21 protein-coding genes are annotated in these 24,925 nt (G+C 70.9%); 3 read left to right on the forward strand and 18 right to left on the reverse strand.

Annotated elements, in window-relative coordinates; all coding sequences use genetic code 11:
- From ABZW32_RS18670 to ABZW32_RS18730, 13 genes are all read right to left on the reverse strand, one after another.
- Nucleotides 1-372: hypothetical protein (locus tag ABZW32_RS18670; RefSeq protein WP_356217219.1), on the reverse strand; the 372-nt coding region annotated here is incomplete at its 3' end.
- 233 nt (nucleotides 373-605) lie between these two features.
- Nucleotides 606-1,385: a TIGR03936 family radical SAM-associated protein gene (locus tag ABZW32_RS18675; RefSeq protein WP_356217220.1), complete on the reverse strand. Its 780-nt coding sequence runs from the start codon at nucleotides 1,383-1,385 to the stop codon at nucleotides 606-608.
- 127 nt (nucleotides 1,386-1,512) lie between these two features.
- Nucleotides 1,513-2,658, reverse strand: coding sequence for a hypothetical protein (locus ABZW32_RS18680; protein WP_356217221.1), 1,146 nt, complete (start codon nucleotides 2,656-2,658; stop codon nucleotides 1,513-1,515).
- 103 nt (nucleotides 2,659-2,761) lie between these two features.
- The gene (locus ABZW32_RS18685; protein WP_356217222.1) at nucleotides 2,762-4,687 is read right to left on the reverse strand and encodes a TIGR03960 family B12-binding radical SAM protein; all 1,926 of its coding nucleotides are present in this window, start codon (nucleotides 4,685-4,687) and stop codon (nucleotides 2,762-2,764) included.
- A 73-nt stretch (nucleotides 4,688-4,760) separates the two neighbouring features.
- On the reverse strand, nucleotides 4,761-6,311 hold the full coding sequence (locus tag ABZW32_RS18690) for a CYTH and CHAD domain-containing protein (RefSeq protein WP_356217224.1): 1,551 nt from the start codon (nucleotides 6,309-6,311) through the stop codon (nucleotides 4,761-4,763).
- 80 nt (nucleotides 6,312-6,391) lie between these two features.
- Nucleotides 6,392-7,591, reverse strand: coding sequence for a rod shape-determining protein RodA (rodA, locus tag ABZW32_RS18695; RefSeq protein ID WP_356217226.1), 1,200 nt, complete (start codon nucleotides 7,589-7,591; stop codon nucleotides 6,392-6,394).
- A gap of 7 nt (nucleotides 7,592-7,598) precedes the next feature.
- On the reverse strand, nucleotides 7,599-9,776 hold the full coding sequence (gene mrdA / locus ABZW32_RS18700) for a penicillin-binding protein 2 (RefSeq protein WP_356217227.1): 2,178 nt from the start codon (nucleotides 9,774-9,776) through the stop codon (nucleotides 7,599-7,601).
- Between the two features lie 13 nt (nucleotides 9,777-9,789).
- On the reverse strand, nucleotides 9,790-10,512 hold the full coding sequence (gene mreD / locus ABZW32_RS18705; protein ID WP_356217229.1) for a rod shape-determining protein MreD: 723 nt from the start codon (nucleotides 10,510-10,512) through the stop codon (nucleotides 9,790-9,792).
- Nucleotides 10,513-10,524: 12 nt separating this feature from the next.
- Nucleotides 10,525-11,466: a rod shape-determining protein MreC gene (mreC, locus tag ABZW32_RS18710; protein WP_356217230.1), complete on the reverse strand. Its 942-nt coding sequence runs from the start codon at nucleotides 11,464-11,466 to the stop codon at nucleotides 10,525-10,527.
- Between the two features lie 167 nt (nucleotides 11,467-11,633).
- Nucleotides 11,634-12,653: a rod shape-determining protein gene (locus ABZW32_RS18715; protein ID WP_008738981.1), complete on the reverse strand. Its 1,020-nt coding sequence runs from the start codon at nucleotides 12,651-12,653 to the stop codon at nucleotides 11,634-11,636.
- Between the two features lie 319 nt (nucleotides 12,654-12,972).
- On the reverse strand, nucleotides 12,973-13,383 hold the full coding sequence (gene ndk / locus ABZW32_RS18720; protein WP_356217232.1) for a nucleoside-diphosphate kinase: 411 nt from the start codon (nucleotides 13,381-13,383) through the stop codon (nucleotides 12,973-12,975).
- A gap of 64 nt (nucleotides 13,384-13,447) precedes the next feature.
- A complete protein-coding gene (locus tag ABZW32_RS18725; RefSeq protein ID WP_356217233.1) occupies nucleotides 13,448-13,804 on the reverse strand; it encodes a DUF4233 domain-containing protein in 357 nt (118 codons plus the stop codon).
- Nucleotides 13,805-13,811: 7 nt separating this feature from the next.
- Nucleotides 13,812-15,269 carry a folylpolyglutamate synthase/dihydrofolate synthase family protein gene (locus ABZW32_RS18730; RefSeq protein WP_356217323.1) on the reverse strand — a complete coding sequence of 486 codons (1,458 nt, stop codon included), beginning with the start codon at nucleotides 15,267-15,269 and terminating at the stop codon, nucleotides 13,812-13,814.
- Nucleotides 15,270-15,467: 198 nt separating this feature from the next.
- Here ABZW32_RS18730 and ABZW32_RS18735 point away from each other — a divergent pair, with 198 nt between their 5' ends.
- Complete coding sequence (locus tag ABZW32_RS18735; protein WP_356217235.1) at nucleotides 15,468-16,508, forward strand: rod shape-determining protein; 1,041 nt, start codon at nucleotides 15,468-15,470, stop codon at nucleotides 16,506-16,508.
- Between the two features lie 24 nt (nucleotides 16,509-16,532).
- Here the strand turns inward: ABZW32_RS18735 and ABZW32_RS18740 are convergent, their stop codons facing one another.
- Complete coding sequence (locus ABZW32_RS18740; protein WP_356217237.1) at nucleotides 16,533-17,681, reverse strand: histidine kinase; 1,149 nt, start codon at nucleotides 17,679-17,681, stop codon at nucleotides 16,533-16,535.
- Between the two features lie 196 nt (nucleotides 17,682-17,877).
- Nucleotides 17,878-20,499 carry a valine--tRNA ligase gene (locus ABZW32_RS18745; protein ID WP_356217239.1) on the reverse strand — a complete coding sequence of 874 codons (2,622 nt, stop codon included), beginning with the start codon at nucleotides 20,497-20,499 and terminating at the stop codon, nucleotides 17,878-17,880.
- Between the two features lie 99 nt (nucleotides 20,500-20,598).
- On the opposite strand from ABZW32_RS18745, the gene ABZW32_RS18750 reads away from it, so the two are divergent.
- Together ABZW32_RS18750 and ABZW32_RS18755 are read left to right on the forward strand one after the other, a co-directional pair.
- Nucleotides 20,599-21,222, forward strand: coding sequence for a hypothetical protein (locus tag ABZW32_RS18750; RefSeq protein ID WP_356217241.1), 624 nt, complete (start codon nucleotides 20,599-20,601; stop codon nucleotides 21,220-21,222).
- 96 nt (nucleotides 21,223-21,318) lie between these two features.
- Nucleotides 21,319-22,299, forward strand: a complete 981-nt coding sequence (locus ABZW32_RS18755; RefSeq protein ID WP_356217243.1) for a hypothetical protein — start codon at nucleotides 21,319-21,321, stop codon at nucleotides 22,297-22,299.
- A 54-nt stretch (nucleotides 22,300-22,353) separates the two neighbouring features.
- On the opposite strand, the gene ABZW32_RS18760 is transcribed toward ABZW32_RS18755, so the two are convergent.
- From ABZW32_RS18760 to ABZW32_RS18770, 3 genes are all read right to left on the reverse strand, one after another.
- Entirely contained in the window at nucleotides 22,354-22,626 is a 273-nt protein-coding gene (locus ABZW32_RS18760; protein WP_356217245.1) for a hypothetical protein, read from the reverse strand.
- A gap of 167 nt (nucleotides 22,627-22,793) precedes the next feature.
- A complete protein-coding gene (clpX, locus tag ABZW32_RS18765) occupies nucleotides 22,794-24,080 on the reverse strand; it encodes an ATP-dependent Clp protease ATP-binding subunit ClpX (protein WP_030229634.1) in 1,287 nt (428 codons plus the stop codon).
- A 154-nt stretch (nucleotides 24,081-24,234) separates the two neighbouring features.
- Nucleotides 24,235-24,915 carry an ATP-dependent Clp protease proteolytic subunit gene (locus ABZW32_RS18770; protein WP_030229633.1) on the reverse strand — a complete coding sequence of 227 codons (681 nt, stop codon included), beginning with the start codon at nucleotides 24,913-24,915 and terminating at the stop codon, nucleotides 24,235-24,237.
- Nucleotides 24,916-24,925 lie beyond the last annotated feature (10 nt).

The following is a 24,925-nucleotide window of genomic DNA, read 5'->3' on the forward strand; positions in this document are numbered from 1 at the left end:
GGTGACGGCGCGGGTGGCACGGCGACGGGCACGCGGCGCGGGAGCGGCGGCCGGAGCCTCCTCCACCACGGGAGCGGCCTCGACGGCGGGGGCCTCCACGACGACCGGCTCGGCGGCCGGGGCGGCGGCGGGCGTGGCCGGAGCGGCGACGGCGCGGGTGGCACGACGACGGGCACGCGGCGCGGGAGCGGCGGCCGGAGCCTCCTCCACCACGGGAGCGGCCTCGGCGGCGGGAGCCTCCGGGGCGGCGGCAGCGCCGCCGGGCGGGCCGGCCGGCCGGGAGGCGGCGCGGCGGCGCCTGCGCGGGGGCAGGTTGTCGCTCGGGCTGCCATTGTCGGCGGCGGGGGTGTTCTCGTTTTCGGTGTTGAGCATGCGGGCGGTTCTCCCGTCACGCTCCCGGGCGCCGCGGCTGACATCCGGTCCGGCACGGCTCCGCGCGGAAGCGCGGAGCCGGCCTCCGGGGCGCGTTCGCCACACGGGAGCTGTAGTCCATGGCCGCCGGTTCCGTACGTCTTGTCCGTACGGCCTGGCGGAAGTCTTCAGGTCAGTGCGCTGCCCGACCCAGGTGGCTCCCGAGTGCCAGGGCGGCGCGACGACGACGATCCCTACGCGGCGGGACCTTCCGGCGCCTTCGCGTCGGCGGGCACGGCGGCCGTGGGTGGGGCGGCCGTGACAGCCTCGCGGTCGGGCGCGAGCGGGTCGGTCACCGTGCCGGACTCCTCGTCGAAGAGCCCCTGCGCCAGCCTGGTCACCGCAGCGGGGACCGGCGGCGCCAGGTCGGCCACAGCTCGGAGACCGGACAGGACGTCGTCGGGTCGCACGGCAGGTGTCAAATGCCGAACAACCAGCCGCAGTATCGCACAGGCATTGTCCAGCGGCCTATCAGCCCGGAGGGGAAGAGCTTCCAGGCTGACGACAGCGGCGCGGGTGTCGAAGGTGCGCACGCCGTTCTTGGTGCGGCGCTGCACCTCCACGGTCTCGGCGGTGAGGAACGTCTCCACCGCCCGCTCGGCGTCGGCGGGGTCCACGCCCTCCAGGCGCAGCTCCCACACGGAGGCGGTCAGCCGGTCCGCGAGCCCGGAGGTACGGGCTTCGACGGCGTCGATGATGTCGAGCCCGACCGGCATCGACTCGTCGAGGAGCTCACGGAGCTTCTCGGGGTCGCGGGGCGCGGCGAGCCCGATCTCCAGGTACTCGGCCTCGCTGCCGGTGCCGGTGGGCGCGGCGTTCGCGTACGAGACCCGGGGGTGCGGGGTGAAGCCCGCCGAGTACGCCATGGGCACCTCGGCGCGGCGCAGGGCGCGCTCGAAGGCGCGCTGGAAGTCTCGGTGGCTGGTGAACCGGAGGCGGCCACGCTTGGTGTAGCGCAGTCGGATGCGCTGCACCACCGGTGCGGGAGGCGGGCCTTCGGGCTGTCGCTTGCCCAGTGGTTCTTCTCCTTGTGCGGGGCGTCGCGGCTCGCGCGTCGCCCTGAGTGTCCGTGGGGCCGGGCGGTCACGCCCCGCCTCCGGCTCACCCCTGTCGTTCGTGCAGGGAGATCTCGGGAGCAGGCGCGCTGCCTACGGCTGTCGTACTACCCAGAGTACGCGCCCGTGACCTCACCGGTTCCCGGGGCGGGGCCCCGAACAGGGCGCGCCGCACCTCGGCGCGGGCTTCACGGACGGCGGCGCGGGCGGTGCGCCAGATCTCGCGGGCGGCGTGCCCGACGGGGGTGGCGACCTGGCGGTAGGCCCAGGCGCAGGGCCGCGCGACGCACCCGCGCCACAGCCGCACCAGTCCGCGCCCGAGAGCCCGGCTGATCCGGCCGGCGAGGTGCCACGCGCCGACGAGCAGCCGGCCGAGGGGGGCGAGCAGGTACGCGTACGCTCCCCGGCCGAGCGGTGCCAGCAGGTACCGGTACGCGGCGCCCGCGACCGGCACGAGGACGTACCGCCACAACCAGGCCCACGGCCACACCAGCAGCGCCCTGGACAGCCACGCCACCGCGACCCCGGTGGTACGCGCCAGCCGGGCGCTCCCCCGGCCGGCGGGCACGAGTGCGTACCTCCACAGCCCGACGCACGGCCACACGAACAGCGCCGTCCCCAGCGCCCGGCCGGCCAGGGCGATCCCCCTGGCCAGCGGCGCGAGCAGCCGTCGGTCCACCGTGCGCAGGGCCCGGCGCAGCCCGTCCCCGAGCGGCCGCAGCAGGTGCGTCAGCAGCGCGCCGCCGGCGGGAGCCAGCAGGTGGCGCCACAGCGCCGCCCAGGGCCATACGAACAGCGCCCACCCGGCCAGGGCGAGGCCGCGGCCCAGCGGGCGGAGCACGTACGCGGCCACCGCGCTCCCCAGCCGGGCCAGGCCCCGCCCGGCGGGACCGAGCACGTAGCGCCACAGCCCCGTCCACGGCCAGACGAAGACCAGCATCAGCAGGGTCTTCGCGACCCGGCCGAGCCCGCGCAGCACCGGCCGCACCACGGCGTCGCGGAACCGGCGCCACTCCCGCCCGGCCGGACCGAGGACGTGCCGGTGCAGCAGCCGGGCGACGGCGGCGAGCAGGTCCCAGACCACCCTCACGGGCAGCACCACCAGGACGGCCACGATCTTGACCGGGACCCGCAGGACCCCCACCAGACACCCCTCGCCGGCATACGCGGGCCGGGGCTTGTCCATTTCCATGCCGCTAAGGACACCAGACGGGCCGGACCCGTTGCGCCGCGCGCACATGCGTGTGCCCCCGCCGTTGACGGCGGGGGCACACGGACGCGGCCTCAGGCCGGGGTCACTTCACGACCGACAGCGGCAGCAGCTTCTTGCCGGTGGGGCCGATCTGGATGGACGTGTCCATCTGGGGGCAGACGCCGCAGTCGAAGCACGGGGTCCAGCGGCAGTCCTCGACCTCGGTCTCGTCGAGGGCGTCCTGCCAGTCCTCCCAGAGCCAGTCCTTGTCGAGGCCGGAGTCCAGGTGGTCCCAGGGCAGGACCTCCTCGTAGGTGCGCTCGCGGGTGGTGTACCAGGCGACGTCGACGCCGTAGGAGGGCAGCGTCTCCTCCGCGGCCCGCATCCAGCGGTCGTACGAGAAGTGCTCGCGCCAGCCGTCGAAGCGGCCGCCGGACTCGTACACGGCGCGGATGACGTCGCCGACGCGGCGGTCGCCGCGCGAGAGGAGGCCCTCGACGATGCCGGGCTTGCCGTCGTGGTAGCGGAAGCCGATGGAGCGGCCGTACTTCTTGTCGCCGCGGATCTTGTCGCGGAGCTTGCCGAGACGGGCGTCCGTCTCCTCCGCCGACAGCTGCGGCGCCCACTGGAAGGGGGTGTGCGGCTTCGGCACGAACCCGCCGATGGAGACCGTGCAGCGGATGTCGTTCTGGCCGGAGACCTCGCGGCCCTTGGCGATCACGTTGACCGCCATGTCACCGATCTGGAGGACGTCCTCGTCGGTCTCGGTGGGCAGGCCGCACATGAAGTACAGCTTCACCTGGCGCCAGCCGTTGCCGTAGGCGGTGGAGACCGTGCGGATCAGGTCCTCTTCCGAGACCATCTTGTTGATGACCTTGCGCATGCGCTCGGAGCCGCCCTCGGGGGCGAAGGTCAGGCCGGAGCGGCGACCGTTGCGGGTCAGCTCGTTGGCCAGGTCCACGTTGAAGGCGTCGACGCGGGTCGACGGCAGGGACAGGCCCACCTTGTCGTCCGAGTAGCGGTCGGCGAGGCCCTTGGCGATGTCGGCGATCTCGGTGTGGTCCGCCGAGGAGAGGGAGAGGAGGCCGACCTCCTCGAAGCCGGTCGCCTTGAGGCCCTTCTCCACCATTTCGCCGATGCCGGTGATGCTTCGCTCCCGCACGGGGCGCGTGATCATGCCGGCCTGGCAGAAACGGCAGCCGCGGGTGCAGCCGCGGAAGATCTCCACGGACATGCGCTCGTGGACGGTCTCGGCGAGCGGGACCAGGGGCTGCTTGGGGTAGGGCCACTCGTCGAGGTCCATGACGGTGTGCTTGGACACGCGCCACGGCACGCCGGAGCGGTTCGGCACGACACGGCCGATGCGGCCGTCCTCCAGGTACTCCACGTCGTAGAAGCCCGGCACGTAGACGTTGCCGGTCTTCGCGAGGCGCAGCAGCACTTCCTCGCGTCCGCCCGGACGGCCTTCGGCCTTCCAGGTGCGGATGATCTCGGTCATGTCGAGGACGGCCTGCTCGCCGTCGCCGATGACGGCGCAGTCGATGAACTCCGCGATCGGCTCGGGGTTGAAGGCCGCGTGGCCGCCCGCGAGCACGATGGGGTGGTCGACCGTACGGTTCTTCGACTCCAGCGGGATGCCCGCCAGGTCGAGGGCCGTGAGCATGTTGGTGTAGCCCAGCTCCGTGGAGAAGGACAGGCCGAACACGTCGAAGGCACCGACCGGGCGGTGGCTGTCGACGGTGAACTGCGGCACCTTGTGCTCGCGCATCAGTTCTTCGAGGTCGGGCCAGACCGAGTACGTGCGCTCGGCGAGGACGCCCTCGCGCTCGTTCAGCACCTCGTAGAGGATCATGACGCCCTGGTTGGGCAGCCCCACCTCGTACGCGTCCGGGTACATGAGCGCCCAGCGGACGTCGCACGACTCCCAGGGCTTCACCGTGGAATTGAGCTCACCACCGACGTACTGGATGGGCTTCTGCACATGCGGGAGCAGAGCTTCGAGCTGTGGGAAGACCGACTCGGACATCACGCGACTTTCGTGAAGCGGGCAGGGGGCGACTCTCAAGCGTACCCCGAGGGCCGGACCGCCCCCGCCCACGTGATCACGTCAGGGCGGCTCGCAGCGCGGGGTCGGCGGCCTCGGCCCAGACGGCCGGGAGCTCGCGTTCGCAGCGGGCGGTCACGCCTTCCTCGCGGCCGTACAGGACGCCCCAGGTGAAGGCGGACTCGCCGGCGCCGGCCGCCTGGAGGGCCAGCCGGTGCAGGGCCTCGCGGGCGACTACGCCGTCGCGGTGCTCGCCGAGCAGGGTCTGCACGGTCTTGGCGGCCCTGGCCAGGCGCTGGGCCGGCTTGCCGAGGGCGGGAGCGGCCGCCTCGGCCGCGTAGCGGGCGCGCTTGGCCGCCTTGCGGGCTTCGTGCAGGGCGATGTCGCGTTCCTCACCCGGCTCCAGCTCCAGGGCCGCGCCGACCCGGCGGGCGAGGCGGTCCCAGTCGCGGAGCACGGCCTTCGGCAGGACGCGCGCGGCCGGGCGGGTGGCGCGGGCGCGCAGGGGCGGGTCGGCCAGCAGGGCGTCGAGGGCGTCGAGGAGGGCCAGGTGGCGCGGGCTGTCGAGGGCCGCGACGGCGTGGCGGCGGGTGGCGGAGCGGCGGGCGGCGTTCCAGGTGCGCAGCCGGGACCGGACCGGACCGTGGACCAGGGTGCGCGGGAGCTCCCCGAGGCGGGTGCGCAGCCGTTCCAGCAGGACCTCGCGGTCGCGGTCGGCGCCGAGTTCGGCGGCGAGGTGGCGCAGTTCCCCGCGGAGGGGGTCGGTGGCGGTGCGGTCGACGATCCGGCGGTAGCTGGCGAGCGCGCTGCGCAGCCGGCGGGTGGCGACGCGCATCTGGTGGACGGAGTCGGGCAGGTCGAGGCGGACGGCGGGGTCGAGGGCGACCAGGACGTCGCGCTGTTCGCGCAGGTACGCCAGCAGGTGCGCGCCCGCCGTGCCCTCGGGGGGGCCTTCGGGGGCAGCGGCGGGCTCCGGGGCGGCGCCGGTCTCGGCGAGGGCGCGGGCGAGCTTGGAGGGGGCGTCGCTGACGCGGAGTCCGGCCTTGCGGAAGCGCTTCTCGACGGCGTCGAGGAGGGCGGGGTCCACGCCGTCGGCGAGTTCCACCTCGACCTCGGTCCAGGTGGCGACGGCCGTGCCCCGCTCGGCGCGCACGGTGTCGGTGCTCAGCTCGGCGAGGAGGTCGCCCCGGGCGTCGAGGAGGTGGCTCACGGCGCGTTCGGAGCCCAGCCTGACCTGCGGTTCGAGCCCGAGGCCGCGGACGCGGGAGCGGACGAGGGCGGTGAGGGCCCGGGGCGGGGCGTCGGCGAGGGGGGCGCGGATCTCGTCGCGGACTCCGGGGGCGACGGGCAGTTTCAGGTGCCAGCCGGCGTCCTGGCCGCCGGTGCGGCGCCGCAGGGTGAGCCCGGCTGCGGCGAGGCGCCGGTCGGGGGTGTCGTAGTAGACGGCGTCGAGGCGGACGGTGCCCTCGGCGCGGACCGCGGTGATCCCGGCGGTTCCGGTCAGGTCGGGGACGCGCCCGCGGTGTCCGGCGCCGGCTTCGCCGTCCTGCGCGCCGTCGCCGTGCGTGAACTCGAATTTCCGCTCGATCTCGCGCTTGGTTTCCGCCATGAACCGAATCTAATGCGGAACGGGGTGCGGTGGGGGGCCGCCGTCCGCCGCGGCGGAAAGCGGCCCCCCGTACGGCGCGATCAGGCCGACATGGGGCGTTGGACCCGGATGGACTGGAGTAGTCCGATCGCCACCCAGACGGCGAACATCGACGATCCTCCGTAGGACACGAAGGGCAGCGGGAGCCCGGCCACCGGCATGATGCCGAGGGTCATCCCGATGTTCTCGAAGGCCTGGAAGGCGAACCAGGCGATGATCCCGGCGCACACGACGGTGCCGTAGAGCTCGGTGGTCTCGCGGGCGATGACGCAGGCCCGCCAGAGCACGACGCCGAGCAGGACCAGGATCAGTCCGGCGCCGAGGAACCCGAGCTCCTCCCCCGCCACGGTGAAGACGAAGTCGGTCTGCTGTTCCGGGACGAACTGGCCGGTGGTCTGCGAGCCCTTGAAGAGCCCGGAGCCGGTCAGCCCGCCGGAGCCGATCGCGATGCGCGCCTGGTTGGTGTTGTAGCCGACGCCGGCGGGGTCGAGCTCGGGGTTGGCGAAGGCCGCGAAGCGGTTGATCTGGTATTCGTCGAGGACGCCGAGCTGCCAGATCAGGACGGCCCCGGCGGCGCCGGAGGCCAGCAGGCCGACCACCCAGCGGTTGGAGGCGCCGGAGGCGAGCAGCACGCCGAGCACGATGACGACCATGACCATGACGGAGCCGAGGTCGGGCATCAGCATGACGATGCCCATGGGGGCGGCGGCCAGGCACAGGGCCTTCATCACGGTGCGGTGGTCGGGGTGGGCGAGGTCTCCCGCGTCCACCCGGGCGGCGAGCAGCATGGCCATGCCGAGGATGATCGTGATCTTCACGAACTCGGAGGGCTGGAGCGAGAAGCCGCCGCCGATCACGATCCACGCGTGGGCGCCGTTGATGGTGGCGCCGAGCGGGGTGAGCACGGCGATGATCAGGACCAGGGAGAGCCCGTACAGGATGGGCACGACTCCGCGCAGGGTGCGGTGCCCCAGGGCGATGGTGCCGATCATCAGGACCAGGCCGATGCCGGTGTTCATGGCGTGGCGCAGGAGGAAGTAGTACGGGTCCCCCTGGTTCAGGGTGGTGCGGTTGCGGGTCGCGGACCACACCAGCAGGGCGCCCAGGGTGGACAGGGCGAGCGCGGACAGCAGTATCGGCCAGTCGAGCCGGCGCAGGACGGAGTCCCGGGCGGTCAGCTTGGCCACGGGGCCGCGCTGGGGTGCGTACCGGGAGACGGAGAACTTGTTGGCGGTCTGCATCGGGGCCTCAGTCCTGCCGGTGGGCGGGCGGGGCCGGGGGTCCGGCGAGCGCGGGCGGGGCGGATTCCTCCGGGGACGGCGGCACGTACGGCCGGACCTCGGGGGCGTCGATGGAGCCGTCGGGCTGCACCTTGGGCAGCTCGGCCTCGGGCTTGAGCAGCAGGGCCTTCTTGGGGTCCTGCTTGCCGGCCATGTCGAGGCCGTAGAGGGCGTTGTAGACGTTGCGCACGGCGGGACCGGAGGCACCGGAGCCGGTGCCGCCCTGGGAGATCGTCATCACGATCGTGTAGTCGTCGGTGTACGTGGCGAACCAGGAGGTCGTCTGCTTGCCGTAGACCTCGGCGGTGCCGGTCTTGGCGTGCATCGGGATCTCCTTCTGCGGCCAGCCGCCGAAGCGCCAGGCGGCGGTGCCGCGGGTGGCGACGCCCTCCAGCGCTTCTCCTATCTTCGACCGGGTCTCCTCGGTCATGGGGAGCTTGCCGTGGGCCTTGGGCTGGATCTCCTCGACCTTCTTGCCGTCGGCGCTGACGATCGCCTTGCCGATGGTCGGGTTCCACAGGGTGCCGCCGTTGGAGATGGCGGCGTAGATGGTGGCCATCTGGATCGGGGTGACGAGCGTGTCGCCCTGTCCGATGGAGTAGTTGACGGCGTCACCGGCGCGCATGAGGTTGCCTTCGAGGCAGTTCTCGTAGGAGAGCAGCTCGACGTAGGTGCCGCCCTTCTTGCCGGTCTTGCACCACTGGTCCTTGTTGGCCTCCCAGAACTTCTGCTTCCACTCGCGGTCGGGGACCCGGCCCTTCTCCTCGCCCGGCAGGTCCACGCCGGTCTCGGCGCCGAGACCGAACTGGTGGGCGGTCTTGTAAAAAATCTGCGCCGGGTTCTTGATCGGGTGGAGTCCGCCGTCCTTGAGCCACTGCTGGTGGCCGAGGGCGTAGAAGACGGTGTCGCAGGAGACCTCCAGGGCCCGCCCGAGCGTGATGTTGCCGTGGCCCTGGGACTCGAAGTTCTTGAAGACCTGGCCGCCGATGGAGTACGAGCTGGGGCAGGGGTAGTCGCCGTCGAACTTGTACCCGGCGTTGACCGCGGCCGCGGTCGGGATGACCTTGAAGATGGAGCCCGGGGCGGCCTGGCCCTGGATCGCCCGGTTCATCAGCGGGACGTTGGACTCCTTGGCGGTGAGCTTGGCGTAGTCCTTGCCGGAGATGCCGCCGACCCACACGTTGGGGTCGTACGTCGGGTTGGAGGCCATCGCCACGACCCGGCCGGTCTTGGACTCCAGGACGACGATGGCGCCCGCGTCGGCCTTGTAGGGGACGCCGGTGTTGCGGTCGATCTGCTTGCGCGCCTCGACCATGGCCGCGTTGAGCTCGTACTCGGCGACCCCTTGGACGCGGGCGTCGATGCTGGTCACCAGGTTGGCGCCGGGGACGGCAGGGTCGTTGGCGGCCTGTCCGATGACCCGTCCGAGGTTGTCGACCTCGTAGCGGGTGACGCCGGACTTGCCGCGCAGTGCCTTGTCGTAGGTGCGCTCCAGGCCGAAGCGGCCGACCTGGTCGGAGCGCAGGAACGGCGAGTTGGTGTTCTTCGCCTTGACGATCTCGTCGTCGGTGACCGGGGAGAGGTAGCCGAGGACCTGGCCGGTGTTGGCGCCGCCGGGGGCCGGGTAGCGGCGTACGGCGGTGGGTTCGGCGGTGATGCCGGGGAAGTCCTCGGGGCGTTCGCGGATCTGGAGGGCCTGCTGGGTGGTGGCCTCCAGGGTCACCGGGATGGGCTGGTAGGGGGAACCGTTCCAGCACGGCTGGGGGGTCTTGGAGTCGCAGAGGCGGACCTTGTCCATGACGTCCTGCGGCTTCATGTCGAGCACCCCGGCGAGGCGGGTCAGGACGCCCTTGCCCTTGTCCTTTATCTTCATCAGCTCGGTGCGGCTGGCGGAGACGACCAGACGGGTCTCGTTGTCGGCCAGCGGTACGCCGCGCGCGTCCAGGATGGAGCCGCGCACGGCCGGCTGGACCACCTGCTGGACGTGGTTGTTCTTGGCCTCGTCGGAGTACTCCTGGCCGTTGCGGATCTGGAGGTACCAGAGCCGGCCGCCCAGCGTGAGCAGCAGGGAGAAGACGAGCACCTGAAGGATGACGAGCCGGATCTGCACCCGGTGGGTGCGTCCGGTCTCCGGAATGTTGGTCACGACTGCTCCCCCGTCACAGCTTCTTGACGCTCTTCACGCTCTTCACGCCCTTGACGCTCTTCACGCCCTTGACACCCTTTATGCGCCCGGCCCGGTTGGCGCGGCCGCGCGCGGTCTTCAGCCGCAGGCCGCCGCGCTGGCTGCCGATGCGCAGCCCCGTGCCGCCGGCCAGCCAGCCGGAGGCGACGTCCTTGCCCTGCGGCGGGCCCCCGTTGGCCTCGACGGCCATCGGGTCGTTCTCGGCACGGCGGGCGAGCGCCATGAGGAACGGCACCGTGAAGGGTGCGAGCAGCAGGTCGTACAGGGTGGCGGTGAACAGCAGGCCGGCCAGGCCGACGTGCCGGGCGGCGGTGTCTCCGACGAGGGCGCCGACGCCCGCGTAGAGCAGGGTGGAGGACATCGCGGCGGCGACGACGGTGAGCATCGGGCCCCAGGCGGAGCGGAACCGCCCGGTGTCGGGGCGGACGAGGCCCACGAGGTAGCCGATGAGGCACAGGACGAGGGCGTAGCGGCCGGCGGCGTGGTCGGCCGGCGGGGCCAGGTCGGCGAGCAGGCCGGCGCCGAAGCCGATGAGGGCTCCGCCGACGGGCCCGTAGACCAGGGCGAGGGCGACCACGGTCAGCAGGACGAGGTCGGGGACGGCCCCGGGCAGCTGGAGCCGCCCGAGGACGCTGACCTGGATGACGAGGGCCACGGCGACGAGCGTGCCCGAGAGCAGGATCCGGTTGAAGCGCATGGTGATCGGCTCCTACTCGTCGGCCGGCTTGACGGACGCGCCGGCGGACGGGGTGACCGTGACCGTGACCGTCGGGGTGGGCTTGGGGGCCTCGGGCTTGGGGGGCAGGACGGTGTCGCGGGGGTCCTCGCGCGGGGGCATGACGACGACGCCGACGATGTCCAGGCGGGAGAAGCCGACGAACGGCCTCACCCACACGGTGCGGGTCAGGTCCCCGCGGGAGGGGTCGACCTTGACGACCTCTCCGATGGGGACGCCGGGTACGAAGGGCTTGTTGCCCCGGGAGCCGAAGGTGACGAGCCGGTCGCCCGGGTTCACCTTGGCCTTGCCGTTGAGCATCTGGACGGAGAGGGCGCGGTCGCCCTGACCGGTGGCGAAGCCGAGCTCTCCGGTCTTCTCCAGCCGGGTGCCGACGGTGAAGTCGGGGTCGTTGGCGAGCACCACGGTGGCGGTGTCGGGGCCGACGGTGGTGACGCGGCCGACGAGTCCGTCCCCGTTCAGGACGGTCATGTCGCGCTCGATGCCGTCCTTGCTGCCCGCGTCGATGGTGACGGTCCAGGAGAAGCCCTGGGCCGCTCCTATGGCGATGACCTCGGCGCCCTTGATGCCGTACTGTCCGGCGCCGGCCCGCTTGAGCATCTGGTCGAGCTCGTGGATGCGGCTGCGGGTCTGGTCGTCACTGCCCAGCTTGGCCTTCAGCGCGGTGTTCTCGCGCTCCAGCGTCGCGATGCGGCTGTGGCGCTGGTCGGAGTCGCGTACGGCTCCTATGGCGTTGGCGACCGGATCCACCGCGGTCGCCATACCCTCTTCGACGGGGCCGAAGACCGCTGCGGCGGCCTGCCGGGCCCCGTCGACCGGCGACTCCTCTCCCGCCCTGATGTCCACCGTGATCAAAGCGAACGCGATGGCGATCAGCAGCACCAGGAGCAGCCGGCTCTCTCGTGTGTCCCTCACGTGCGGAGGCCGTGCCTTCCTCGTAGAAACCCATGCGGCGGAGCCGCTCCGGTGGAGCCGGGGCATCCACCGGACTGTGCCTGTATATCAACGATCCGCCGCACCGGCGCGGTAGCACCCGTACGGCGGATCCTTGTGTTCCGCATGCCCCGTTCGCGGGGATTCGATCACCGCCGGGGCTGGGCGTCCAGAACCTGCTGGAGGGCCTCGAACTCCTCGACGCACTTGCCGGAGCCCAGCGCCACGGAGTCGAGCGGGTCCTCGGCGATGTGGATCGGCATGCCCGTCTCGCGGCGCAGGCGCTCGTCGAGCCCGCGCAGCAGGGCTCCTCCGCCGGTGAGGACGATGCCGCGGTCCATGATGTCGCCGGAGAGCTCCGGCGGACACTTGTCGAGGGTGGTCTTGACGGCGTCGACGATCGCGTTGACCGGCTCCTCGATGGCCTTGCGCACCTCCGCGGCCGAGATGACCACGGTCTTGGGCAGGCCCGAGACGAGGTCGCGGCCGCGGATCTCGGTGTGCTCGTCCTTGTCGAGGTCGTACGCCGACCCGATGGTGATCTTGATCTGCTCGGCGGTGCGCTCGCCGAGGAGGAGGGAGTACTCCTTCTTGATGTGCTGGATGATCGCGTTGTCCAGCTCGTCGCCGGCCACCCGGATGGACTGCGCGGTGACGATTCCGCCGAGGGAGATGACGGCGACCTCCGTGGTGCCGCCGCCGATGTCCACGACCATGTTGCCGGTGGCCTCGTGGACGGGCAGGCCCGAGCCGATGGCGGCGGCCATGGGCTCTTCGATGATGTGCACCTGGCGGGCGCCGGCCTGCGTGGACGCCTCGATGACGGCGCGGCGCTCCACTCCGGTGATGCCGGAGGGCACGCAGACCACCACGCGCGGGCGCGCCAGGTACCGGCGCTTGTGGATCTTGAGGATGAAGTACCGGAGCATCCGCTCGGTGATCTCGAAGTCGGCGATCACGCCGTCCTTGAGGGGCCGTACGGCGACGATGTTGCCGGGCGTCCGGCCGATCATCTTCTTCGCCTCGGAGCCGACCGCCAGGATGCCACCGGTGTTCGTGTTGATGGCGACCACGGACGGCTCGTTCAGAACGATTCCCCGGCCCCTCACGTACACCAGCGTGTTGGCGGTCCCGAGGTCGATCGCCATGTCACGGCCGATGAACGACATGTTGTTCCCCTTGTTCCCCATGAGGAGCGTCTGGCCTTCCAGTTGATAGCGGCTGCTGTCAGGGTCGGCGAGGTGGGTGTGTGGGTGGAGGCCCCATCGTAGTGCCGCAAGTGCGGAGTCCGCGCGACGGGACTCCGGCAATCCCGCCGGAACGGATACCCGCCCCCTTAGTGGTGACGTCGTGTCCTGTCCAGGCGTTCCCGGTTGCCACCCGCAATACCGAAGGGCGACCGAAATTACTTCGGTCGCCCCAGGTCATGAGCGCTATTTGGCTGATGTCTCGTCAGGAAAGAGTGCCCCGGAAGGCCCCCCGCGGCCCTCAGAGGGAGGGGAAGAAGAGCTTCAGCTCGCGCTCCGCGGACTCCTCGGAATCCGAGGCGTGGACCAGGTTCTCCCGGGTGACGGTGCCGAAGTCGCCCCGGATGGAACCGGGCGCCGCGGCGATCGGGTCGGTGGGTCCGGCCAGCTGCCGGACACCCTCGATCACGCGTTCCCCTTCGACCACGAGGACGACGACCGGGCCGCTCTCCATGAAGCCCATCAGGGGCTCGTAGAACGGGCGCCCCACGTGCTCGGCGTAGTGCGTCTCCAGCGTCTGACGGTCCAGCGTGCGCAGCTCCAGCGCGGGAACGGTCCAGCCGGCCTTCCGCTCGATCCGGCCGATGATCTCGCCGATCAGGCCGCGACGGACGGCGTCCGGCTTGAGGATGACGAGCGTGCGCTGGGTCATGGTCTAACTCCTTGCGGCATACGGGTGCGGTAGGGCGAATCTACAGGGCCGTTGCGGTGACCCGTCACGCAGCGTCAGGGGCGGCGGCTTCGGCCTGCGCGGCCCAGCGCGCCTTGATCGCGTCGATGCGTCGGCCGTAGTGCACCGAGCACCACCACAGGCCCGCGAAGACCGCGCCCAGGAAGAACATCGTCGGGACCACGAAACCGCTCGCGATCAGCCCGATCTGCAGCGCCCAGCCCAGCTGGACGGCGCCGGGACGCGACAGCATCCCGCACAGCAGCACCGACAGCAGCATGGTCACGCCGCAGACCGTCCACACCTGGGCCTGCGTCAGGTCCGGGTTCTTCATGGCCACCAGGCCCGCGAAGCCGACGATGAAGAATTCACCGATCAGCGTGCTCGCGCAGAGCGTGCGCATCGATCCCTCAGCCCCTCTTGAACAGCAGGCGGGCCTCGCCCACCGTGATCACGGAACCGGTCACCAGAACGCCGGCCCCACCGTATTCGGCCTCTTCCTCCGCCAGGGTGACGGCCGCCTCCAGGGCGTCGTCCAGCCGCGGCTCCACCTGCACCCGGTCCGCTCCGAAGACCTCGACCGCGATGGCCGCCAGCTCGTCCGCGCCCATCGCCCGGTGGCTGGTGTTCTCGGTGACGACGACCTCCGCGAAGATCGGCTCGAAGGCCTCGAAGACGCCCCTGACGTCCTTGCCCTCGCTCGCCGCCACCACACCGATCAGCCGGCTGAAGCCGAAGGCCTCGGTGACCGCCTCCGCGGTCACCTGCGCGCCCGCCGGGTTGTGCGCGGCGTCCAGGATCACCGTGGGGCTGCGGCGCACGACCTCCATGCGGCCCGGCGAGGTCACCGAGGCGAAGGCGCGGCGCACCGTGTCGCCGTCCAGCTCCCGCGCGTGCTCCCCGCCGACCCCGAAGAAGGCCTCGACGGCGGCCAGCGCCACCGCCGCGTTGTGCGCCATGTGGGCGCCGTACAGCGGCAGGAAGATGCCGTCGTACTCGCCGCCCACCCCGCGCAGGGTCAGCATCTGGCCGCCGACCGCCACCTCGCGGGCGACGACACCGAACTCCATGCCCTCGCGCGCCACGGTCGCGTCGACCTCGACGGCCTTCTTCAGCAGCACCTGCGCCGCGTCCACCGGCTGCTGGGCCAGGATCACGGTGGCGTCCTGCTTGATGATGCCGCCCTTCTCCTGGGCGATCTCGCCGGGCGTGGAGCCGAGCCGGTCCGTGTGGTCGAGGCTGATCGGGGTGATCACGGCGACCGTGCCGTCGATCACGTTGGTGGCGTCCCAGCTGCCGCCCATCCCGACCTCGACGACCGCCACGTCCACGGGCGCGTCCGCGAAGGCCGCGTACGCCATGCCCGTGAGCACCTCGAAGAAGGACAGCCGGTACTCCTCGGCCGCGTCGACCATCTCCACGTACGGCTTGATGTCGTGGTACGTCTCGATGAAGCGCTCGGCGCCGATCGGCGCCCCGTCCAGGCTGATCCGCTCCGTGACCGACTGCACGTGCGGGCTCGTGTAGCGGCCGGTGCGCAGCTCGAAGGCGTTCAGCAGGGCCTCGATCATCCGGGCCGTGCTGGTCTTGCCGTTCGTGCCGGTCACGTGGATCGACGGGTACGCGCGCTGCGGTTCGCCCAGGACGTCCATCAGCGCGGCGATCCGGCTGACCGACGGCTCCAGCTTGGTCTCGCCCCAGCGCGTGGCGAGCTCCTGCTCCACCTCCAGGAGCGCCTTCGCCACCTCCGGGTCCTCGGGGCGGGAGGGGACCGGGTCACCGGTGGGCGGCCCGGCCTGGGCGCGCAGGGTGCGGCTGCCGGCCTCGATCACCGCCAGGTCGGGGTCGCGGTCGGACTCTTCCGCCACTATCTGGTCGAACTCGTCGAAGGACTCGTCGAGGTGGTCGACGCCGTCACGGTCGTGGCTCTCGGGCTGCTGCTCACTCACGCACCCAGTCTACGGACGAGGACCCCCGGGACTTTCGGCCCGGCCGTTTCGGGACCTTCGGCTACGAAAGCGACCGGATCGTTATGCAAGCCTTGCGGACAGGAGATTGGGGAACAAATGCCGCAGGCCAGCGCCAACAAGACAGCTTCCAGCCGCGACATAGGGATGGACCTGGGGACCGCCAACACCCTCGTCTACGCGCGCGGGCACGGAATCGTCCTCAATGAGCCGTCCGTGGTCGCGGTCAAGGCGGGCACGACCACGGCCCTCGCCGTCGGCGCCGAGGCCAAGGAGACCATCGGCCGCACCCCGGGCTCCATCACCGCGATCCGGCCCCTCAAGGACGGGGTGATCTGCGACTACGAGGTAGCCGAGGAGATGATCCGGCACTTCGTCCGCAAGGCGGTCCCCGGCCGCCGCCCCCGCACCCGGATGGTCATCTGCGTCCCGTCCGGGGTGACCCCGGTCGAGCGGCGGGCCATCATCCACGCCTCCACCCGGGCCGGCGCCAGGAAGGTCCACCTGATCGAGGAGCCGATGGCGGCCGCGATCGGCGCCGGACTGCCCGTCGCCGAGGCCCGCGGCTCCATGGTCGTGGACATCGGCGGCGGCACCTCCGAGGTGGCCGTCATCTCGCTCGGCGGCATCGTCACCTCCCGGTCCCTGCGCGTCGGCGGGGACCGGCTGGACACGGCGATCATCGACTACGTCCGCAAGGAGCACGCGCTGCTCATCGGCGAGCGCACCGCCGAGGACATCAAGATCGGCATCGGCTCGGCCTGGCCCGTCCCGGACCGGCCCGAGCTGGAGACCCGCACCTTCACCGTGCGCGGCCGCGAGAAGGTCGGCGGGATGCCCAAGACCCTGGAGCTGGACGCCGCGGACGTGCGCTCCGCCCTCGACGAGCCCATCGAGGCGATCATCGCCGCCGTCCGCGGCACCCTGGAGGAGTGCCCGCCCGAGCTCTCCGGCGACGTGATGCAGCACGGCATCGTCCTCACCGGCGGCGGCGCCCTCCTGCCCGGCCTCGACCTGCGCATCGCCTCCGCCACGGGCATCCCGGTCTTCGTCGCGGACGCCCCGCTGGACTGCGTGGCCCTCGGCTCGGGGAAGTGCGTCGAGGAGCTGGACACCCTCGGCAGCCTCTTCGCCGACTAGGACCGCCGGCAGGGCCCAGGCGGCCTAGCCGCGCGGGAGCGTCGCCACGACCTCGTACGCGTCCTCGCCGCGGGTCGCCGTCAGGGTTCCGCCCAGGCTGCGGACGCGCTCGGACATGCTGGCCGTGCCCGAACCCGCCGAGACCGGGGCCCTGCCCGGGATGCGGGCCGGGAGGCCGTTGCTGACCGCGATCCGCAGCTGCGGCCCGTCCACCCGGATCACCACCTCGATGGTCTCGCCGTGCGCGTGCTTGGCCGCGTTCGTCAGGCACTCCTGCACCACCCGGTAGACCGCAGCCTGGCGCAGCGGCGACAGCGCGTGCGCGTCCGGGTCCATGGCCAGACGCACCGGCGAACCGGCCCGGCCGCTCTCCCGCGCCAGCTCCTCCAAGCCGTCCACACCGGGCGTCGCGGCCCGCTCCCCGCGCTGCACGATGATCTCGTTGAGCACCAGGTGGGCCCGCCGCGCGGTGTCCGCGAGCTCCTCGAAGTCCTTCGCGTACGAGGTCTCGCGCGCCCGCATCGACAGCACCTCGGAGCGCACCGTCAGCAGGGTCAGCTCCCGGCCGACGAAGTCGTGGACGTCCCGGGCGACGGAGGTGCGCTCCTGCTCGACGGCGCCCTGCACCGCCGCCTCCGCCCGGCGGGCCTGGAGCTCGTTCACCAGGTCGTGCCGGTACGCGGCGATGCCCACCGCCGAGGCGAGGACCCCGATCGGCACCACCAGGCTGAGGAAGGCGCTCAGGGTCTCCGCCCTCGGCTCGGGCCAGCCCGGAAGGCTGAACACCGCGAGCGCGAAGGCGACGTAGCCGAGGGTGGCCAGGATCCCGGCCCGCCGTCCCCGGTAGCGGCCGACGGAGTACAGCGCGAACTGGATCAGCGTCAGCTCGTGCAGCCAGCCGATGAACAGCAGCGCGGTGACGTACGACGCCCACGGCAGCCGGCGCCGCACCAGCAGCGTCGCGCAGCCCGCGGTGAGCACGACGGCGGCCTGCGGCCCGGTGAGGGAGTTGTCGGCGGCGGCCAGGCCCGGCAGGTCCAGCACCATCAGGGCCAGACAGCCCAGGGCCGTCAGGACGTCCTGTGCCCGTAGGGAAGCGGCCCAGCCCTCGGTGAGCCGGCGGCAGGAGGCCGCGACCCGTTGGAACGCCGAGGCGGCGGGCTTGACGTGCATGTCCCCCATCATCCGTGGTCCACGCCCCGGATCGGATCCACGAGACGGACATATGAAGTGATATACGGCACTGTAGGCGCCTTCGGACAGGGTCGGACGGCCCGTCCGCCCGTGACCTTTCGCCCCGGTCCCGGCGCTCCCCGGAAACACGGGAAGGCCCCCGCACCGATGGTGCGGGGGCCTTCCTGTTCCGTGCCTACGCGGCGGGCAGCGCGTCCAGCTGCGCCTGGATCCGGGCGATGTCGGCCTCGGCCTTGGCCAGCCGGCCCTTGATCTTGTCCACGACGTTGTCCGGGGCCTTGGCCAGGAAGGCCTCGTTCCCGAGCTTCGCCTCGGCCTGCTGCTTCTCCTTCTCGGCGGCGCCCAGGTCCTTGCTCAGGCGCTTGCGCTCGGCCGCCACGTCGATGGTGCCGGACAGGTCCAGCGCGACGGTGGCACCGGCGACCGGGAGGGTCGCGGTGGCGTTGAAGTCCTCGCCCTCCGGCTGGAGGCGCAGCAGCTGCCGGATCGCGGCCTCGTGCGCCGCCAGCGCCGTACCGGCCAGGTCCAGGCGGGCCGGGACCTTCTGGCCCGGCTGCAGGCCCTGGTCGGCGCGGAAGCGGCGGACCTCGGTGACGACGGCCTGGAGGTTCTCGATCTCCGTCTCGGCGGCCTCGTCGCGGAAGCCACTGTCCTTGGGCCAGTCGGCGACGACGAGGGACTCGCCGCCGGTCAGCGTGGTCCACAGGGTCTCGGTGACGAAGGGGACCACCGGGTGCAGGAGCCGCAGGGTGGTGTCCAGGACCTCGCCGAGCACCCGGCCGGAGACCTCGGCGCCCTCGCCGCCCGCGAAGAAGGTCGTCTTCGACAGCTCGACGTACCAGTCGAAGACCTCGTCCCACGCGAAGTGGTAGAGGGCCTCGCTGAGCTTCGAGAACTGGAAGTCCTCGTAGTACGCGTCGACCTGCGCGACCGTCTTGTTCAGGCGGGACAGGATCCAGCGGTCGGTCGCCGACATCTTCTCGACCGGGGGCAGGTCACCCTCGACCGTGGCGCCGTTCATGAGCGCGAAGCGGGTGGCGTTCCAGATCTTGTTGGCGAAGTTGCGGGAGGCCTGGACCCAGTCCTCGCCGATCGGGACGTCGGTGCCGGGGTTGGCGCCCTTGGCCAGGGTGAAGCGGACGGCGTCGGAGCCGTACTTGTCCATCCAGTCCAGCGGGTCGACGACGTTGCCGAAGGACTTCGACATCTTCTTGCCGCGCTCGTCGCGGACGAGGCCGGTCAGGGCGATCGTCTTGAAGGGGACCTCGCCGTCCATGGCGTAGAGGCCGAACATCATCATCCGGGCGACCCAGAAGAAGATGATGTCGTGGCCGGTGACCAGGACGTCGGTGGAGTAGAACTTCTCCAGGTCCGGGGTCTTCTCCGGCCAGCCGAGCGTGGAGAACGGCCACAGGCCGGAGGAGAACCAGGTGTCGAGGACGTCGGTGTCCTGGGTCCAGCCCTCGCCGGTCGGCACCGCGTCGTCGGGTCCGACGCAGACGACCTCGCCGTCCGGGCCGTACCAGACGGGGATGCGGTGGCCCCACCACAGCTGGCGCGAGATGCACCAGTCGTTGAGGTTGTCGACCCAGTCGAAGTAGCGCTTCTCCATCTCCTTCGGGTGGATCGTGACCCGGTCGTCGCGGACCGCGTCACCGGCGGCCTTGGCGAGGGTCTCGACCTTGACCCACCACTGGAGGGACAGGCGCGGCTCGACGGTGGTGGAGCAGCGCGAGCAGTGCCCGACGGAGTGCAGGTAGGGGCGCTTCTCGGCGACGATCCGGCCCTGCTCGCGCAGGGCGCCGACGACCGCGGAACGCGCCTCGAAGCGGTCCAGGCCGAGGAAGGGGCCGTGGACGGTGATGACGCCGTGCTCGTCCATGATCGTCATGTTCGGCAGGCCGTGGCGCTGCCCGATGGCGAAGTCGTTCGGGTCGTGGGCGGGCGTCACCTTGACGCAGCCGGTGCCGAACTCCGGGTCGACGTGCGTGTCCGCGACGACCGGGATGGAGCGGTCGGTGAGCGGCAGCTTGATGAGCTTGCCGACCAGGTGCTTGTAGCGCTCGTCGTCCGGGTGGACGGCGATGGCCGTGTCGCCGAGCATCGTCTCGGCGCGGGTGGTCGCGACGACGAGGGTGTCCTCGCCCTCCCCGTACTTGATGGAGACGAGCTCGCCCGCGTCCTCCTGGTACTCCACCTCGATGTCGGAGATGGCCGTCAGGCAGCGGGGGCACCAGTTGATGATGCGCTCGGCGCGGTAGATGAGCCCGTCGTCGAAGAGCTTCTTGAAGATCGTCTGGACGGCCTTGGACAGCCCCTCGTCCATGGTGAACCGCTCACGGGACCAGTCGACGCCGTCGCCGAGGCGCCGCATCTGGCCGAGGATCTTGCCGCCGTACTCTTCCTTCCACTGCCAGACCCGCTCGACGAACTCCTCGCGGCCCAGGTCGTGGCGGGACTTGCCCTCCTCGGCGAGCTGCTGCTCGACCTTGTTCTGGGTGGCGATGCCGGCGTGGTCCATGCCGGGCAGCCACAGCGACTCGTAGCCCTGCATCCGCTTGCGGCGGGTCAGGGCGTCCATCAGCGTGTGCTGGAAGGCGTGGCCCAGGTGGAGGGAGCCGGTGACGTTCGGCGGCGGGATGACGATGGTGTACGCGGGCTTCTCGCTCGCGGGATCGGCCGTGAAGTAGCCACGCTCCACCCAGCGCTCGTAGAGCTTCCCCTCTACCTCGGCCGGCGCGTACTGGGTCGGCAGTTCGGAGTTGGGGGCACTGGGTGTCTGCGTGTTCTCGGTCACGGGGCACAGGATACGGCGGGTGCCGCCCGCGTCACGAATCCATTCCACCGCGGGCTCCCCCGTTGACCTCGATGGCAGCGGGGCCGTCTGATGCCCCCCATGAACGAGATCATCCAGCCACCCCTCCCCTATCAGCCGGTACCGCAGGCACCGCGCAAGCGCAGGCTCGTCCTGCGGACGGTGGTGACCGTGCTCGCCGTCGGCGCGGGGGTGTTCTTCGGCAGGACGGCCGTGAACGCGGTCCTCGGCGCCCCCGACGACGCGGGCCGCTACCGGCTGACCCCGCCCGCCGCCTTCCAGGGCCTGATCCTGCAGGACTCCGGGCCGCGCGTGGACGCCATCAAGGAGGGACAGGGGGCCCGCAAGCCGGGCACCGAGCCGGTGGCCGTGGTCTACGCCGATCAGAGCGGCACCGCGCAGCTGGTGGTCAGCGGGGCGTCCGGCACCTTCACGGACGGGGACCCCGGGGCCGAACTCACCAAGAGCCTCCCCGCCATGGGCGTCAACGGGGCCACCACCCAGGATGCCGGCACGCCCGCGGGCGGGGCGATGCGCTGCGGCACCTTCACGACGGGGGCGGGACCTCTGACGCTGTGCATGTGGGCCGACCACAGTTCCCTGGTGACGGTCACCGTCCCGGTGGAGCACGCGCCGGTCACCCTCGAGACACTGGCCGGGCAGACCCGCGCCCTGCGGGCGGCGATGGAGGTCCCGAAGGCGTAGTGGTTCCGTAACGGCCGGGACCCCGATGCCCTGGGCGAACGATCCTTCCGCAAGGATGTGTGAATCAGATAAGCACACCTCACAGGGGGACGCGGGATGAGTTACAACCAGCCAGGTCCGTACGGGCAGCAGCCGCAGCAGCCGGGTCCCTACGGGCAGCAGCCCCCGCCGCCGCCCGGCCCGTACGGCCAGCCCGCCCCCCAGCCGGGCTACGGCTACCCCCAGCAGACCCCGCCGCCCCCGCCGGCCTACCCCCAGCAGACCCCGCCGCCCCCGCCGCCGGCCTTCCCCCAGCAGGGCGGCTACCAGCAGCCGCCGCAGCCGCCGCAGCCCGCGTACGGCTACCAGCAGCAGCCTCCGCAGCAGGGCTACATGCCCCCGCCGACGCCCCCGAAGAAGTCCAAGGCGGGCCCGGTCATCGCGGTGGTCGCCGTCGTGGCCGTGATCGGCGGCGCCGGCTGGTGGTTCCTGGGCGGCGGCTCGGGCGGCTCGGTCTCGGACGCGACGAAGGGCTACAAGCTGGTCGCCCCGGAGTCGGTGGGCGAGTTCCAGAAGAACCCGAAGTACCAAGAGCAGCCCATCAGCGACAAGGACAAGCAGGAGGCCGAGGCCGCCGGCATCAAGAACCCCACTCAGGTGGGCATGAGCTACCAGTCCGGCGACCCCAAGAACCCGCTGACCGCCAAGGGCCTCAGCTTCAGCGGTCTCTATGGTGAACTCGCCGACCCGGAGAAGTCGGTGGACGCCTACTTCGCCTTGTTCAAGATGAACGCCGCCAAGAAGAACGACAAGATGACGGTCGAGCTCGTCGGCAGCCCCAAGTCGATCGCCCCGGCCGGCTTCAAGGGCGCCATCCTCAAGTGCCAGGAGATCAAGTCCGTCCCGAAGGACCCGACGACGACCAAGGGGATCAAGGAATTCACGCTGCCCGTCTGCATCTGGGGTGACTACAGCACCCTGAGCGCCGTCAGCGCCAACGACGCTGCCTCGCTCCTCGCCGGCAAGCCCGGCTACACCCTGGAGCAGACTGCGGACCTCGCCGCGAAGCTGTACAACACGGCCCGCGTCAAGGCCTGATCAACTCGGCGGCCGGCCGCGCGCAGATCACCGCGCTGGCCGGCCTCAGCCGCATCAGCTTTGTGCTGCGTAACACGCATCACCTGCAGCACCGAGCCTGACCCCGATGTTGACCAGGGCCCAATAGCAACCGGGGTAGGCTGCCGGGTTGAAGTCGGCGCCGAGTTTGCACGCAGCCTCCACCTTCGGGCCGATGTTGTAGCCCGCTTGGTGCAGGGAGTACTGACAATCGCCCTGATCGGCCGAGGCGGGCGAAGCCACCACCATCGGCAGGGCAGCGGCGACGAACATCGCCGACAGGACTCCTACTACTCGCTTCTTCTTCATGCCCGTTCCTCTCCATGTATGGCCATGTCGAGATGCAGTCGATCAAGGAAGCGGCACTCACGCCAGGCCGAATGGAATCCTTGTCCGATTAACGGTGAAGGCAGACTTGAAACGAAGAGGGGCGCCCCGGAAGTTCAGGGCGCCCCTCTTCGTCAACTAGCGACCGGCTACGCCGACTTCTCGTGCGGGCCCTGGTCCTTCGGGACGATGCGGGGGACCAGCGTCGGGTTGACGTTGGAGCGGACCACGTCGGCGGTGATGACCACGCGGGCCACGTCCTTGCGGGACGGGACCTCGTACATCACCGACATGAGGACCTCCTCCATGATGGCGCGCAGGCCGCGCGCGCCCGTCTGGCGGAGGATCGCCTGGTCCGCGATGGCTTCGAGGGCCTCGCGCTCGAAGTCCAGCTCCACGCCGTCGAGTTCGAACAGGCGCTGGTACTGCTTCACCAGCGCGTTGCGCGGCTCCACCAGGATCTGGAGGAGCGCCTCGCGGTCCAGGTTGTGCACCGAGGTCAGGACGGGCAGGCGGCCGATGAACTCGGGGATCATCCCGAACTTCACCAGGTCCTCCGGCATGACCTCCTGGAACTGGTCGCTCGCCTCGATCTCGCGCTTCGAGCGGATCGTGGCCCCGAAGCCGATGCCCTTGGCACCCGCGCGCGACTCGATGATCTTCTCCAGGCCGGCGAAGGCGCCGCCCACGATGAAGAGCACGTTCGTCGTGTCGATCTGGATGAACTCCTGGTGCGGGTGCTTGCGTCCGCCCTGCGGCGGGACGGAGGCCGTCGTGCCTTCCAGGATCTTCAGGAGGGCCTGCTGCACGCCCTCGCCCGAGACGTCGCGCGTGATCGACGGGTTCTCGCTCTTGCGGGCGACCTTGTCGATCTCGTCGATGTAGATGATCCCGGTCTCGGCCTTCTTGACGTCGTAGTCCGCCGCCTGGATCAGCTTCAGCAGGATGTTCTCGACGTCCTCGCCGACGTACCCCGCCTCCGTCAGCGCCGTCGCGTCCGCGATGGCGAACGGGACGTTGAGCATGCGGGCGAGCGTCTGCGCGAGCAGGGTCTTGCCCGAGCCGGTGGGGCCGAGCAGCAGGATGTTGGACTTCGCGAGTTCGATCGCGTCGTCACGGCCCTGCGCGCCGCCGTTCTCGCCGGCCTGGACCCGCTTGTAGTGGTTGTAGACCGCTACCGAGAGCGCCTTCTTCGCCGGCTCCTGGCCGACGACGTAGCTCTCCAGGAACTCGTAGATCTCACGGGGCTTGGGGAGTTCCTCCCACCGGACCTCGGAGGTTTCCGCGAGTTCCTCTTCGATGATCTCGTTGCAGAGGTCGATGCACTCGTCGCAGATGTACACACCGGGTCCTGCGATGAGCTTCTTCACCTGCTTCTGGCTCTTTCCGCAGAACGAGCACTTGAGCAGATCGCCGCCGTCACCGATGCGTGCCACGAGGTGCTTCCCCTTCGCCTGGGAGACGCTTGGTTCAGCGACTCCTGGTGCCTCATATCCGACGGTACCTTGCCGGGGGCCCCGAGCGGGGCCCCCTTGACGTGGTTCACATCGCCCAATGCGGCGACGCGCCCACGTCAACTGACGGCAAGGATCAGACCGCGCTGCTCTTGCGGGTGGAGACGATCTGGTCGATCAGGCCGTACGCGAGCGCGTCCTCGGCCGTCAGGATCTTGTCGCGCTCGATGTCCTCGCGGATCTTCTCGATCGGCGTGGTCGAGTGCTTGGCCAGCATGGTCTCCAGCTGGTCGCGCATGCGCAGGATCTCGTTGGCCGCGATCTCCAGGTCGGAGAGCTGCTCACGGCCGGTGCCGCCCGAGGGCTGGTGGATCAGCACGCGGGCGTTCGGCAGCGCCATGCGCTTGCCGGGGGTGCCGGCGGCCAGCAGGACGGCGGCGGCGGACGCCGCCTGGCCCATGCAGACCGTCTGGATGTCCGGCTTCACGAACTGCATCGTGTCGTAGATCGCCGTCAGCGCGGTGAAGGAACCACCGGGGCTGTTGATGTAGATCGAGATGTCGCGGTCCGGGTCCATCGACTCCAGGCACAGCAGCTGCGCCATGACGTCGTTGGCGGAGGCGTCGTCGATCTGCACGCCGAGGAAGATCACGCGCTCCTCGAAGAGCTTCGCGTACGGGTCGTACTCGCGCACGCCCTGCGAAGTGCGCTCGACGAAGCGCGGGATGACGTAGCGGTTGTCCACCTGCGGGCCGGAGTAGAGGCCGCTCGCGGAGAAGTTCGCGGAGAAGTTGTTCTGCATCTGGGTGTTCACCATCCTGGTGGCG

This window comes from Streptomyces sp. NPDC004667 (assembly GCF_040609475.1).
Lineage (GTDB): Bacteria > Actinomycetota > Actinomycetes > Streptomycetales > Streptomycetaceae > Streptomyces.

Bases quoted from the DNA above. Each gene is read 5' to 3' on its own strand.
- ABZW32_RS18680 (WP_356217221.1), bottom strand. From the start codon at position 2,658: ATGGAAATGGACAAGCCCCGGCCCGCGTATGCCGGCGAGGGGTGTCTG.
- ABZW32_RS18690 (WP_356217224.1), bottom strand. From the start codon at position 6,311: ATGGCGGAAACCAAGCGCGAGATCGAGCGGAAATTCGAGTTCACGCAC.
- rodA (WP_356217226.1), bottom strand. From the start codon at position 7,591: ATGCAGACCGCCAACAAGTTCTCCGTCTCCCGGTACGCACCCCAGCGC.
- mreD (WP_356217229.1), bottom strand. From the start codon at position 10,512: ATGCGCTTCAACCGGATCCTGCTCTCGGGCACGCTCGTCGCCGTGGCC.
- ABZW32_RS18715 (WP_008738981.1), bottom strand. From the start codon at position 12,653: ATGTCGTTCATCGGCCGTGACATGGCGATCGACCTCGGGACCGCCAAC.
- ndk (WP_356217232.1), bottom strand. From the start codon at position 13,383: ATGACCCAGCGCACGCTCGTCATCCTCAAGCCGGACGCCGTCCGTCGC.
- ABZW32_RS18725 (WP_356217233.1), bottom strand. From the start codon at position 13,804: ATGCGCACGCTCTGCGCGAGCACGCTGATCGGTGAATTCTTCATCGTC.
- ABZW32_RS18735 (WP_356217235.1), top strand. From the start codon at position 15,468: ATGCCGCAGGCCAGCGCCAACAAGACAGCTTCCAGCCGCGACATAGGG.
- ABZW32_RS18740 (WP_356217237.1), bottom strand. From the start codon at position 17,681: ATGCACGTCAAGCCCGCCGCCTCGGCGTTCCAACGGGTCGCGGCCTCC.
- ABZW32_RS18750 (WP_356217241.1), top strand. From the start codon at position 20,599: ATGAACGAGATCATCCAGCCACCCCTCCCCTATCAGCCGGTACCGCAG.
- ABZW32_RS18755 (WP_356217243.1), top strand. From the start codon at position 21,319: ATGAGTTACAACCAGCCAGGTCCGTACGGGCAGCAGCCGCAGCAGCCG.
- ABZW32_RS18760 (WP_356217245.1), bottom strand. From the start codon at position 22,626: ATGAAGAAGAAGCGAGTAGTAGGAGTCCTGTCGGCGATGTTCGTCGCC.
- ABZW32_RS18770 (WP_030229633.1), bottom strand. From the start codon at position 24,915: ATGGTGAACACCCAGATGCAGAACAACTTCTCCGCGAACTTCTCCGCG.